Annotated in this window: 12 protein-coding genes; 5 read left to right on the top strand and 7 right to left on the bottom strand. The window is 44.8% G+C overall.

The window, feature by feature from the left end:
* Window positions 1-49 precede the first annotated feature (49 nt).
* Window positions 50-1,351, top strand: coding sequence for an MFS transporter (locus MKX80_RS07925; protein WP_154995954.1), 1,302 nt, complete (start codon window positions 50-52; stop codon window positions 1,349-1,351).
* Window positions 1,352-1,492: 141 nt separating this feature from the next.
* Window positions 1,493-1,954 carry a YkyB family protein gene (locus tag MKX80_RS07920; RefSeq protein ID WP_076794238.1) on the top strand — a complete coding sequence of 154 codons (462 nt, stop codon included), beginning with the start codon at window positions 1,493-1,495 and terminating at the stop codon, window positions 1,952-1,954.
* Between the two features lie 29 nt (window positions 1,955-1,983).
* On the opposite strand, the gene MKX80_RS07915 is transcribed toward MKX80_RS07920, so the two are convergent.
* From MKX80_RS07915 to MKX80_RS07905, 3 genes are all read right to left on the bottom strand, one after another.
* Entirely contained in the window at window positions 1,984-2,901 is a 918-nt protein-coding gene (locus MKX80_RS07915; RefSeq protein WP_154995956.1) for a chemotaxis protein, read from the bottom strand.
* Window positions 2,902-2,974: 73 nt separating this feature from the next.
* On the bottom strand, window positions 2,975-4,294 hold the full coding sequence (locus MKX80_RS07910) for an MFS transporter (RefSeq protein ID WP_154995958.1): 1,320 nt from the start codon (window positions 4,292-4,294) through the stop codon (window positions 2,975-2,977).
* A 96-nt stretch (window positions 4,295-4,390) separates the two neighbouring features.
* A complete protein-coding gene (locus MKX80_RS07905; protein WP_154995960.1) occupies window positions 4,391-4,915 on the bottom strand; it encodes an RDD family protein in 525 nt (174 codons plus the stop codon).
* A gap of 171 nt (window positions 4,916-5,086) precedes the next feature.
* Here MKX80_RS07905 and MKX80_RS07900 point away from each other — a divergent pair, with 171 nt between their 5' ends.
* Both MKX80_RS07900 and MKX80_RS07895 read left to right on the top strand, forming a co-directional pair.
* Complete coding sequence (locus MKX80_RS07900) at window positions 5,087-5,245, top strand: hypothetical protein (RefSeq protein ID WP_176275789.1); 159 nt, start codon at window positions 5,087-5,089, stop codon at window positions 5,243-5,245.
* 191 nt (window positions 5,246-5,436) lie between these two features.
* Entirely contained in the window at window positions 5,437-6,606 is a 1,170-nt protein-coding gene (locus MKX80_RS07895) for an aminotransferase A (protein ID WP_020451186.1), read from the top strand.
* Window positions 6,607-6,631: 25 nt separating this feature from the next.
* Here the strand turns inward: MKX80_RS07895 and MKX80_RS07890 are convergent, their stop codons facing one another.
* Entirely contained in the window at window positions 6,632-8,443 is a 1,812-nt protein-coding gene (locus MKX80_RS07890) for a PAS domain-containing protein (RefSeq protein WP_154995965.1), read from the bottom strand.
* A 161-nt stretch (window positions 8,444-8,604) separates the two neighbouring features.
* Window positions 8,605-10,713, bottom strand: a complete 2,109-nt coding sequence (locus MKX80_RS07885) for a penicillin-binding protein 2 (protein ID WP_268343393.1) — start codon at window positions 10,711-10,713, stop codon at window positions 8,605-8,607.
* Between the two features lie 345 nt (window positions 10,714-11,058).
* On the opposite strand from MKX80_RS07885, the gene MKX80_RS07880 reads away from it, so the two are divergent.
* Entirely contained in the window at window positions 11,059-11,820 is a 762-nt protein-coding gene (locus MKX80_RS07880) for a CAP domain-containing protein (protein ID WP_339228303.1), read from the top strand.
* A gap of 43 nt (window positions 11,821-11,863) precedes the next feature.
* Here MKX80_RS07880 and MKX80_RS07875 read toward each other — a convergent pair whose 3' ends face one another.
* Together MKX80_RS07875 and MKX80_RS07870 are read right to left on the bottom strand one after the other, a co-directional pair.
* Window positions 11,864-12,736, bottom strand: coding sequence for an NAD(P)-dependent oxidoreductase (locus MKX80_RS07875; RefSeq protein ID WP_268316014.1), 873 nt, complete (start codon window positions 12,734-12,736; stop codon window positions 11,864-11,866).
* Window positions 12,737-12,749: 13 nt separating this feature from the next.
* Complete coding sequence (locus MKX80_RS07870; RefSeq protein WP_268335241.1) at window positions 12,750-13,535, bottom strand: SDR family oxidoreductase; 786 nt, start codon at window positions 13,533-13,535, stop codon at window positions 12,750-12,752.
* Window positions 13,536-13,591 lie beyond the last annotated feature (56 nt).

Raw genomic sequence — 13,591 nt, 5'->3', positions numbered from 1 at the left:
ACATCTTGTATTAAGATATAATGGGACCTTTAGGGTAAGGAGCGTATATATGGATCTTTTTAAAAATCGTAATTTCGTCCGACTTTTTTTCGCAGCTTTCGCTTCTCAAATGGGAACGACAGTCGGAAATATGGCTTTCGCTTTTTTCTTGCTCGACCGGTTCAGCAGCCAGCCGGCCTATACGACAATCGCCGAGCTGATGTATTCCTTGCCGACGGTTTTCGTATTCTTTATCGTCGGGGTGGTCGCTGACCGTTTTGACCGCAAGAAAGTCGCGGAAAACTGTGATTGGATTAGAGCGGGACTGACTGTCGTTCTTTTCTTTGTATTGTATCTTCAGATGATACCGCTTGTGTTTTTAGTCCTATTTATCAGAAGCGCGGTTACAAAATTTTTCTACCCGGCCGAAGCAAGTTTGGTCCAGGCCATTTTAAGAAAGGATCAGTATGCAAAAGCAGCCGGACTGAACCAGATGCTTTTCAGCCTGTTTCTATTGTTCGGCGTAGGAATTGGAGCTTTTATGTACAAGACGATCGGCCTGCATGGAGCAATCGCTCTTGATTTTGTGAGCTTTATCGTATCCGGCTTTTTAATCCGTTCCTGCGATATTCCGCTTGAAGCGCGGCAGCCGAACGGAAAAAAAGGATGGAAAAATATGACTATTAAAGATTCGATGCACGATTTTAAGGAAGGCATCGTTTATATATTAAAAAACAAATTGCTTGCCTCTCTTGTATTCGGATATTTTGTCTTCGGGCTTGTAAGCGGCGGACTTTCGGTTCTGCCGATGTTTAAAATGAAGTATGAGCTGTCCCCTGACAGTTATGAGTGGCATACTTCCCTCTTTACCATCGTACTCGGTATCGGACTTTTGACAGGGATTGCCGTCGCCGCTCTGCTTGAAAAAAAAGTGAAGCCGGCATACATGATGTCAGTCCCGATTTTTATCGCAGGTGCCTTTATCATCCTGCTTGGCTTTACAGATCAATTGCCCGTATATTACTCGGCTGCGTTTCTTGCCGGAATATGCATCGGGCCGATCAACACAGCTCTTGGCGGCTGGATTCCTAAAATCGTTCATCCAAGGCTGATGGGAAGGGTCAGCGGGTGGACCGATCCGCTGACAATGCTGGCGCAATCCTCAGCGCTTGGCATGATCGCTGTCCTATTCCCGGGAATTATCGCCGATGTGGATTATATATATTACGGTTTGGCAGGAATTATTCTGCTGGCGGCGTTGTACTACTTTATCGCCTTGCCTAAATTAAGCGCCGAGAGTGCGGAAATCGACGTTCAAGCAGCGCTGAAGAGACAAAAAAGTACAAAAGCAAAAATGAACTCTGTTTTATAAAGATGAAAACGCGCGATTCCTTAAAAAATCGCGCGTTTTTTCTATGAGATATTTGCATTTTCTGTTCTATTTCGTATAATTTAGACATAAGCCTTGCATCTTTAGGAGGTGATCTAGAAACGAATGGATAGGAGAGAAAAAATGGACGACCATAATCATACGAAAGAATTAAAACCGACAGTTGAAAACCTTTCAAAAGCGATTTATACAGTTAATCGCCATGCGAAAACCGCGACTAATCCCAAATACCTGTATCTTCTAAAAAAGAAAGCTTTGCAAAAGCTGCTCAATGAAGGAAAAGGTAAAAAGGTAGGCCTTCACTTTTCGAAAAATCCAAGATTCAGCCAGCAGCAGTCTGATGTGCTGATTTCTCTCGGAGACTACTTTTTTCACATGCCTCCAACAAAAGAAGACTTCGCAAACCTTCCACACTTAGGTACATTAAATCATTCGTATCGGAACCCTAAAGCTCATATGTCCTTGAATATAGCGAAACAGCTTCTTCAAAACTACACGGGAATAAAGGAAAAACCGCTCGTCACAAACCGGAAGCGCCCAGCCACAAAACCCGTCTTCAAGAAGCTTGGCGAAAGCTATTTCTAATATAAAAAAGCCTCGAAAAGAGGCTTTTTTTAGTTTTTGAAAATATATTTATCAAGCTTTTCGATCAGTTCGTTGAGCTCAGGCTTGCTGATTTGTTCATCAGCTCCGACTTGTTCCCCTTTATGGCGAAGATCGTCTGTGATCAAAGAAGAGAAAATCAAGATCGGCAGCTCTGTACTCAGCGGGTTATCTTTTAACAGCTTTGTGAGCCGGTGTCCATCCATCTGCGGCATTTCAATATCCGTGATCATCAGATCGACTTTTTCGTGAAGAGCTGTGCCGTCTTCCATCAATTGAAGCGCATGTTCGTAAGCGTCTTTTCCGTTTTCAAAAGACACGATATTGTTGTATCCCGCTTCATTCAGCTTTTCCACTAAAAGCCGCAAGAGGAGCGGAGAGTCCTCAACAATCATCAGCTTTTTATCAGTCCGTCTCTGATCAAATTTTTCATTTTTCATTTGATAAGGGTCCATACCTGACTCAGACTCAAGATCAAAAATGATTTTTTCGTAATCAGGCAAGAAAATCATTGTGCCGTCGAGCTTAATGATGCCGGTAAGGTGACGGTCCATCCCTTGATTTAAAGCAGTCGGCTTCTCAATTTCTTCCCATGACACTCGATGAATCTGCGAAACCGCTCCTGTGTGAAAGACGATTTTCCGCTTGTTAAATTCCGTCACAATGTATTTTTCTTGATGCTCGTCTTCACCGTGCTCGACGCCGAAGAAAGAGAATAAATCAATGACGGGAAGAATTTCCCCGCGCAATGTGATCATGCCCTCCATATGCTTGTGCGAATGAGGCACCTTCGTAATTTCAACCGGCTGAATGATTTCTCTGACTTTCATGACATTTATGCCGAAAATGTTGAGACCAACTTCGAACTTCACGATTTCTAATTCATTGGTTCCCGAACTTAATAAAATTTCCTGTTGGTTTGAAGACACTGATATCCCTCTCTATCCTACTTTGTGTTTACTTTTTATATCGGCGTCTTTTATTAAAAGTTGATGCTCTAGATTAAGCTTTTGCCTTAACATTTTGATGAATGATCAGGCCGATCGCTGCCAATAACACTAAAGATCCGAAAGCCATTCTGCTGGCCATGTTCCCGAGATCTCTGAACAGCAAAGTAATCGATCCGTAGAGGACCGGACCGAAAATGGAAGAGATTTTCCCCGACAAAGCAAACAATCCGAAAAATTCGCCTCTTTTATGTTCGGGTGTCAGCTCGATAATCAGTGTCCTTGATGCGACCCATGTGCCTCCAAGCGAGATGCCGAACAAGCTTCCCGCAATCCAGAACAAGACTGTTGACGTTGTGCATGCTCCGATCGTCAAAGCGGTGATCATAATGGCGGCGACAAGGCTGACCGCGTGCTTGGCGCCGATTTTTTTCGTCACAAAGCCGAGCAGAAATGAACCGATGATGCTTGATACCGTCGAAACGAGGTAAAGCAAAACGAATTGTCCGGTCGTAAAACCGATGACCGTTTTTGAATAAACCGCCATCATGGCTATTGCTGTCGCAAGCGCATCATTCAGGAAAAAGTAGGCGATCATGAATAAGAAGACCGGTTTGTACAGACGAATGTCCTTAAACGTCTGCACGATTTCCCTGTATCCGCTGAAAAACGATTTCTTTTCTTTCGGTTCCGGTTTTCTTTTCTCTTTCGTGAAGAGCAGATATGGAAGAGAAAAAAGCAGAAACAAAAGAGCCGACGGGATGAATGCGCGGTGAAAATCCTGATTGCCGACAAGAAGGTATACCGTTAAGCCGGCTAAAGTGCCGATATACCCGATCGCAATCCCGAATCCTGATAAGAGCGGGATTTCTTCTTTTGTCCCCAAGTCAGCCAAAATCGTATCATAGAACACCAAGCTTGAATGATAGAAAAACTTTGCGGTCACAAACATGATGACGACAAGGATCAAGGATAACGGAAGACCATATATGTCCTTTTGAAACGAAGCACCGGCAAAAACCCCCATCAAGATGGTGCACAAAACACAAATCATCGTAAACAGACCGATGTATTTTTTCTTTCTGCCCGTTCGGTCGATCAGCACTCCGAATAAAGGCGTGAAAATGACGAGCAGAAAGCTTGCGGCTGCGTTCGAATAGGAAATAAAAGTGCTTGCCACCTGATTCATGCTGGCATTTTCGCCGACTGCCTCCTGCAAATAAAAAGGAAAAAAGATCGTCACAATATTTGATGAAAAAATCGTGTTTGCAAAATCGTATAACGCCCAAGAAAGAATCGGCAGCGTCAAAAAGAGCTTGATTCCCGTTCTTTGCGCCCGCTTTACAGCTTGTTCACGTTCCGGCTGAGTATCCATCTGGATTGATGCCTCCTTATTTTTATTCCTGCCGTGAAACATTTTCCTGAACAAGACAGCACGCATTCAAGCTGAAAGCGTGCTGTCTTTTGCCCGTTATTTTTTTACGACAATGGTTCCTGCCAACATATCATGAAGCGCCTGGCGCCTTTCTGTGAAAAAGGCCATAATGTAGCCGATCATCAAAATCGGAGATAGAAAGCTTTTGGCTAGAAACCTTCCGGCCGCACGGCCAAAAGAGATTCTTCCGCCTTCTGCTTTCGCCACCTGAACGTTCATGATTTTCTTGCCGAGCGTCCCTTGCCATTTGGATGATTCCATCAGCGTGTAATAAAGAAAATACACAATAAAAGTAATACTCCCAACGATCGCTATGGTTTTGAACATGCTGACGAAAAACGTAAAGATTTCCTGATCGCTCAAATACTCGGGATCAGTCTCCATCATGAGCATGATATCCGAATTTCCCAACATCAACGTCGCTGTTAAAACGTACGTGAAAATATATGCGGGAATCCCGAGAATCAATCCGTCGAGCAGGGAAGCTACAAAACGCGCGCCGATTCCGGCATACTCGCTCCTTTCAGGAGCAGTTTCGTGTTTGTCTAATTCCAATTCCAATGTGCTTTTCCTCCTAACATCTTGACTTCTATATACTACTAAGACTCGCTGAACATTATCAATACGTATTACGTTTTTTTAAAGTTAAATTAAAGTACGGATCACAAGTTTTTCATTGACTTTGACATTTATCGTGTTACAATGGTCAAGGATTTTTCAGGAAAGGTGTTTATGATGGGAACAATTGTAACGATTAAAAATCATGAAATGACCATTTTAGAAGGGGTCAGCCGGGCCGTTTACACAGAAATGCTCAAGGATGCTTCAGACAGTGAAGAACAAATATATATTTCGTGGAAAGAAGATGTTGACTCCGATTACGGCTACTAAACGGAACATAACGTAAGGCAATCGTTTGATTGTCTTATTTTTCTATCTGCCGCCATCCGCATGTCCGCATACCTTGCATTGTTTTGCATATACTTGTTACGAGTTTTTATAAAATTGATTGATTAAAAGATGACAATTGGTCTGATGATGGTAAAATAAGATAAACCATAACATTTTTAAGGTGATGCTAAATGGAACATTTGCTTAATCCAAATGTAAAAGAAATCGAAATCTCAGGGATCCGCAAGTTCTCAAACCTTGTATCCCAGTACGAAAACGTAATCTCTTTAACAATCGGCCAGCCTGATTTCTTCACCCCCCACCATGTCAAACAGGCCGCCAAAAAAGCGATAGATGAGAATCAAACGTCCTACACTCACAACGCCGGATATCCTGAGCTGAGGCAGGCTGTACAGCTTTATATGAAGAAGAAAGCCGATTTAAATTATGAAGCGGAAAGCGAGATCATTGTGACGACGGGAGCCAGCCAGGCCATCGATTCGGCATTCCGCACGATTTTATCACCCGGCGATGAAGTCATTCTTCCGGGGCCGGTATACCCCGGATATGAGCCGATCATCAAAATGTGCGGAGCGTCTCCATTGATTATTGACACCACATCCCACGGCTTTAAGCTGACAGCAAAATTGATCGAGGAAGCGCTGACGCCGAAGACAAAATGTGTTGTTCTTCCTTATCCGTCAAATCCGACGGGAATGACGCTGTCTGAAGAAGAGCTGAAAGACATCGCCTCCCTTTTAAAAGGCCGGAACGTTTTTGTGCTCTCAGATGAAATATACAGCGAACTCACTTTTGACAGACCGCACCACTCCATCGCATCTGTGTTAAGGGACCAGACGATCGTCATCGGCGGGCTTTCCAAATCCCACAGCATGACAGGCTGGAGAATCGGATTTTTATTTGCACCGAAGGAAATCGCCAAGCATATTTTAAAAGTCCATCAATACAACGTATCATGCGCTTCATCGATCTCCCAAAAAGCGGCTCTGGAAGCCGTCACTAACGGGTTTGATGACGCGCTGATTATGCGCGAGCAATATAAAAAACGGCTTGACTACGTGTACGACAGACTTGTGACAATGGGCCTCGATGTGATTAAACCGTCGGGAGCATTCTACATTTTCCCGTCCATCAAATCGTTTGGAATGTCTTCCTTTGATTTCTGCATGTCGCTTCTTGAGGAAGAGGGGCTTGCGATCGTGCCGGGCAGCTCGTTTTCTGAATACGGGGAAGGCTATGTGAGGATCTCTTACGCATATTCTCCTGATACGCTAAGGGAAGGTCTTGACCGGCTGGAGTCCTTTGTTTTCAATAAGAGGCAGTCGATACAGACTACGTAAACAACGGCTTTTACGCCGTTGTTTTTTATTTTGGAAATGAAATCTTAAATGTCGTGCCTTTTTCTGCTTTGCTGTCGACTTCGATTGTTCCGTTGTGATTTTCGATGATATTGAATGTAACCATCAAACCGAGGCCTGTTCCTTTTTCCTTCGTCGTCAAGAAAGGCTCTCCGATTCGCTTCAGGACATGTTCAGGTATCCCTTCTCCTTCGTCCTCCACCTCGACGATGACCGAATCGTCGGTTTCTCTGACGCTCAAATGAACTGTCCCGCCGTTTGGCATGGATTCGACGGCGTTTTTGATCAGGTTGATAAACACTTGCTTTAATTGATTTTGATCCCCTTTTATATAGATTTTGTCGTCTGTGAGGATCGGATTGATCAAAATCCCGTTTAAGTTGGCCTGCGTCTCTAAAAGCGCCGTCACTTCGCGGATCAGCCTGATCAGATCAAGTTTTTCTTTCAATGCGTTTTGCTGCGGCTTTGCCAGCATAAGAAGCTCGCTCAAGATCAGTTCGATTCTGCTTAATTCGGAAAAGATAATATTAAAATAATGTTCATTTTCTTCCATCGTGGGCTTCATCAGCTGTAAAAATCCTTTGATCGCGGTGAGCGGATTGCGGATTTCGTGGGCGATCCCGGCTGCAAGCTGTCCGGCGATCGACAGTTTTTCCGAACGCACCATCAGCTCTTCGGTCTGCTTGCGTTCAGAAATATCCCTTAAAATCACCTGAACGGCCGTTTCCCCGAAAAATGTCGTAGGGATGCAAACCATTTCTGTATAGATGAGCCTTTTTTCAAATGTATACCACGTCTGCTTTATAATTTCAGATTCGGATTGGCGGTCTGTGATCCGTTTCAGCCTCGCTTTGACATCTTCATGATCGCATGGGTGCAGATGCTCGTAAATATCTTTGCCGATTAAATCCTCATACGTCTTTGCTTCAAACAGACGAATGCCCGATTCATTCATAAAGACCCATCTTCCTTTATGAATAACGGCTATCGTATCGATTGAGTTTTGAATCAAGAGCTGATAGCGCTCCCTGCTTTTTTGTAGAATGGTCTGAAATTTCTTCCTCGATGAAATGTCAATGAGCAAGAGAAGCTCCGCTTTCTTGTTTTGATAAATGGTCGGCGCCGCCTTGACTTCAAGGTGAATCTGCGTGCCGTCGAGCTTATGCCACGTTTGCTCGATCATTCCGACATCAAGTCCCTGCTGCATCCGCTTGATACGGTTTTTAACGATGTCATGGTACTCTTTCTCGATAAAATCGTAGGAATACTTTCCGATAATTTGCCGTTTATGCTCGGCGCCGAGCAGGTTGACCATGGCGTCATTGACGTAGACTATTTCCCCTTGAACGCTGATGCACAGAGGGTTTGGCAAGCCTTCCACCATCGCTTCGAATTCCTCTTTTGCCGGCAGCCTGGCGGCTTCTTCCGGAGTGTCTTCCTCTTTTATGGAGCTTTTTTTCTTAGAGGGACGGTCTTCAAACACTTTCATTTTGAGTACAATTTCGCGTTCTTTTTCTCCAACATGGGTCGTCACGAAATCGATTGATGCTTCGATCCAGACCATCGTGTAGTCTTTTTTCACAAATCTGAAGGTGCAGGGCAGCAAATGATGCTCATTGTAAAAATAGCTTTCTACCAGAAAAAGATCGTCTTCGTGTAAATAGTCCTTCAAATACGTACCGATCAGTTCATTCTGCTCGTAGCTTAAAAGCTCTTTGCAATTTGCTGATATGTATATAAAACGGCCGTTAGCTGACAGGACTGCCTGTAAATTCATATGAGGCTTATATTGCTCAAAACGTTTTGTTTTTTGTTCCATCATATCCCTCCTTTATACCCTATTCATGACCAGCATTCTTTAAAACTATTTTGCTTAAAAGGATTCGCTAAAATACGAGAAATCTCCTTCTAAACTTCTAGCATTCGTCAAATTTTGATAACAAAAAAAGAACCCGGAAAAAAATCCGTGTTCTTTTTTGTCTAATCCTTGCTGTATTTTTTTTGTAGATCGACATAGGCTTTGACGATTTTGGCGGCGATGTTTTTGTTCATCTTCGTTTTGTCGTCAACAGACGGGACGACAACGCTGAAGGCGACCTGCGGATTTTCTGACGGGTAATAGCCGGCAAAGGTGATATTATAAGTATCTTTTCCCCACCAGTTTCGGTTTGTGCCGTAGTAGTGCGTCTCTGCCGTTCCGGTTTTGCCTGATACGTCAAGCGAACCGAATGCGCCGGCTGCAGTTCCCGTCTGGGTTACTCTTTTAAATCCTTGCTTAACGATAGCGATGTCGCTTTGGGAATTGTTGATACGATTCAGAACATTGGCAGAGCGCTCTTCAATGACCGGACCGAGTTTTTCGCTTTCAGGCTGGTGAATGCTTTTCACGACTCTCGGCTGCACCCTGTATCCACCGTTGGCAATCGTTGAAACATATTGGGCGAGCTGCAAAGGCGTATACGTGTCAAACTGGCCGATCGCTTCATCAAGAAGAAGACCCCCGACTATTTTTGGGTTTGTCTGCATCCCGGCCGACTCCTGCGGCAAGTCGATGCCTGTTTTTACCCCAAGGCCAAATTGATTGAAATAATACCTCATTTTATTTAAGTCTTCGAGGTTTGCGGGAAGGGAGCCGCCCGGTTTATACGTGATCCCTGCCATTCTCATTGCCACATAAAACATATAAACGTTTGAACTTTTTTCCAGCGCTCTAACCTCATCAGCCCAGCCGATAGAGGTTGTGTAGGAGCCTTTTTCAACAGGACCTGCGAATTTCAGTTTACCACTATCAAAATAACTCTGCCCGTGCGGCATGCCGTCCTGATAGCCGGCCAGCACGGTCGCGCCTTTGACCGCCGATCCCATTTCGTACTGGGTCGTAAACGCGCCGATTGAATAGTCGGTGATTTTGCCGTCGATGATTCGCTTTCCGGCCATGGACAGAATGTCTCCGTTATTCGGGTCCATCATGACGACGAACGCTCTGTCCAGCATGTAGTTTGAGCCGCGGAATTTATTAAGCTCCTCTTCGATAGCTTCTTCGACTTTCTTTTGGAGCTCCATGTCGAATGTCAGCTGCAGATCGTAGCCGCGCCTTCCTTCATCAACCGTTTCCTGGCTGATAACCTTGCCTGAGCGGTTTTCTGTATATTGCACTTTCGCTTTTTTCGGATTTAAATATTCTTCATATTGATACTCGAGATAGCTTTTTCCCACTCTGTCATTCCGGGCATATCCCCTTGTCAGGTAGAAGTCTTCCCGGTCCTTGATAAGCCCTTGCTCAGGCGTTGTGACGCCTCCGAAAATGGAGTAGAGCGTTTTTTCATAAGGATATTTGCGGGTCCAGTCCATGATGACGTCAACGCCGGGCAGTTCCTCAAGATGCTCGGAAACGCGAGAGACTTCCTCATACGTCAAATCATTGGCCGGCATCTGTTTCGAAGCCTTCTCATCAAGGAGCTGTGCATGGTTTTTCCCCGCGGTTTTCGGGCTCATCGCTTTGACGATTTGCGGCTCATACGCATAGCCGCCTGAAAACCTTCTGAAAATCGCGGCGACTTTAAGCTCGTCTTTGTCTTTTTCCAGCGCTTTGATCTCTTCCGCCGGAACGCGGTCTACCTGCAGCTTGTATGTTTGATCAGACTTGAGGGTTTTCTCGCCGTCTTTCAGAAGTGCAGCAGCTTTTTTCGGATGTCTTGCAAGCCAGTAATCTTTCAAATCTCTCTCTTTCAGAAACGATGTATCGATATCGATTAATTCTGCGAGTTTTTTGGCTGTGCTGATTTTTTCCTCCGTTTTTGTGCTAGTCATCACCGTATATGTGATCGCGGGAACGCTTTGGTTGTCGACAACCACCCGCCCGTATCTGTCATACATTTTACCCCGCGGTGCCGGGTATGACGCAATTTTCGCCTCTGTTTTCGAGGCTTCCTGCTCATACGCCTCTCCATTGACGATTTGCACGAGGCCCAGCTTGACAATCAGCGCAGCGAACAAAGTGAACACCGCAAAGAAGTACAGGTTGATCCGCCATATACGCGAACGCCTGCTCTTTTTGATTTCAGCCGGATCATGTTGAGATTCTGTCACTGAAACTCTCTCTCCTCTCACAATATTCAATTTTTACATTAATTAACTGAGATATATTGTAACACTTTTGTAATGGTTGTTACAATCTAAAGTTCTTAAAAAAGCTGTCAATCTCTTTTTATATTAAAATTTAACTAACACATTTAAATTTTACCACGTTTGTAACAAGACGTGTAAAAGAGCGATCTGGTTGCATATTGGCAGCAAAGGGTTTTTCTTTTTTTATGTCAAAATTAACAAAAATGCCTTTTCGAAGGGAATATATGGATCTATTATTTCAAAAAAGCCGTGTTATGATTCTAGTGTACGAAACAACAACTACAACATTTAGGAGGATTACTGTTTATGAAAAAAGCTTTTCTTTTATCAGCAGCAGCTGCTGCAACGCTCTTCACATTCAGCGGCGTTCAACACGCAGACGCTAAGGAGCAGCAGCAAGTACAAGTCAAAACCGTTCATTCCATAAATGTAACTGATCTCGCCGGCAAACTGAATATCCAAAACATGGACCAGCTTTCAAAAGCTGACCAGGAAAAAATTCAGTCCCTGCTTCATTCTTATATGAAACAAGCAACTCAACAGCCTAAAGCTTCTGCACCGAAGTCTTCTGCACCTAAAGCTTCAAAGCCTGAAAGCAAGCAGACTCAAAAACAGGAAGCTTCAAAGCCTGCGGCTTCAAAAGAGCAAACTTCACAGCAAAAGCAAGATACAGCGCCTGCATCTTCTTCTATAAGCGCGTATGAAAAAGAAGTTGTTGAACTGACGAATGCAGAAAGAAAGAAACAAGGGCTAAAACCTCTTACATTGGATGAAAAACTGAGCAAGGTTGCCCGTACAAAATCTCAAGATATGAAAGATAACAATTATTTTGATCACAACAGCCCGACCTACGGTTCTCCATTTGACATGATGAAAAAATTCGGCATCACATACCGCACTGCCGGAGAAAACATCGCGAAAGGCCAAAAAACGCCTCAGGAAGTTGTCAAAGCTTGGATGAACAGTGAAGGCCACAGAAAAAACATCATGAACCCTAACTTCACGCATATCGGTGTTGGATATGTGAAAGACGGCAACTACTGGACTCAGCAGTTCATCGGAAAATAAGAACCAACAAAAAACCACTTGCATGCAGCAAGTGGTTTTTTCGTTATTTGTATTCTGTCCAAAGCTTGTAAAGACTTTGGGTGCCGCTGTTTTCTTCACCTTTTTCAACAAGGGTGTCGTAAAGGCTTTTAGCAAGCTCGACCCCCGGCATTTTCTCGCCCATCAACTCCGCTTCTTCAAGGGCGATGCCCATGTCTTTAACAAAATGTTTGACGTAAAAGCCCGGTTCAAAGTCGCCTTTCAGCATTCTAGGCGCGAGATTTGAGAGCGACCAGCTTCCCGCAGCTCCGGTCGTAATGCTTTTCAACACGTTGTCAGGATCGAGTCCGGATTTTTTGGCGTAGGCCATCGCTTCAGCGACACCGATCATACCTGCAGCAATCGCAATCTGATTGCACATTTTCGTATGCTGGCCGCTTCCGGCCGGCCCCTGATATTGGATGTTTTCACCCATGATCGAAAAGATCGGGTAACATTCATCATAAGCTTTCCGTTCTCCTCCAACCATGATGGCGAGCGTGCCGTTCTTCGCGCCGACGTCCCCGCCTGAAACCGGGGCATCCAAAGCGTAAAGTCCTCTCTCTTTTGCACCAGCCTCGATTTGTTTGGCGAGCGAAGGCTTGGAAGTCGTCATATCGATGAGGTAAGAACCTTTTTTGGCATTTTCAATAATGCCTTCGCTTCCAAAGTAAACCTCTTCAACGTCTTTTGGATAGCCGACCATTGTGATGATCACATCAGACGACTGCGCCAGTGCTTTGACGGACGATTTCCATTCCGCCCCTTTTTCCACGAGGCTGTCCGCTTTCTGTTTCGTTCTCGTATAGGCGTTGACAGGATAGCCTGCAGCCAAAATATGCGAAGCCATGCTGTTTCCCATTACACCGAGTCCGATAAATCCGACCGTTTTTTTCATGGTGTCATCCCCCTTAAATTGCTTTTACCATTCCGCCGTCTATCAGCAGCGTTTGTCCAGTCATATATGTATTGCACTCTGATAAAAGAAAGCTTGCATACTGTGCAAAGTCGTCAGGTTTTCCGTAGGAGCCGAGCGGAATCTCTTTCTCATAGCTTTCTTTCACCTGCTGCTCGGAAAGGCCTGTTTGTTCGGCTTTCAGCCGGTCAAGCTCTGCCACGCGGTCTGTCGCGATTCTCCCCGGGGCGAGCGTGTTGATCAAAATGCGGTATTCGGCCAACTCTTCAGCAATCGATTTTGTCAGACCGACGATTCCCATTCGAAACGTATTGGAAAGCAGCAATCCCGGAATCGGTTGTTTGACTGATGATGAAGCGATATTAACGATGCGTCCTCCATCCTTTTTGAGATATGGAAAAGCTTCGCGGATTAAACGGACATAGCTGAGCAGATGCAATTCAAATGATGAGGTCCAGTCATCGTCTGTCAGATCCAGCAGGCTGCCGCCCTTCGGTCCTCCGACATTGTTGACAAGCATATCGATCGCTCCAAATGTGTCAGCTGTCTTTTGAGCGAGCGCTTTGATCCCGTCGGCGTCTGCAAGATCGCATACTTGATAAGAGACGGTGCCGCCGCCGAGTCCGTTCAGCTCTTCCGCAGCTTTTTTCAAGTCCGCTTCGTGTCTCCCGGACAGCATGACATTTGCCCCTTCTTTCGCAATGGCTTTGGCGATCGCATTGCCGAGTCCTTTGCTGCTTGCAGCCACAAGCGCTGTTTTGCCATTCATCTTTAAGTCCACAATCATCACTCCCTTCCTTCTTATAGTGTAACACGTATATTCTGAAAATTGGGATT

Origin of the sequence: Bacillus sp. FSL K6-0972 (assembly GCF_037976035.1) — a bacterium.
GTDB classification, from domain to species: domain Bacteria; phylum Bacillota; class Bacilli; order Bacillales; family Bacillaceae; genus Bacillus; species Bacillus haynesii.
Note: the sequence above shows the minus strand (reverse complement) of the source record. Positions and strands in the feature narration are given on the sequence as shown.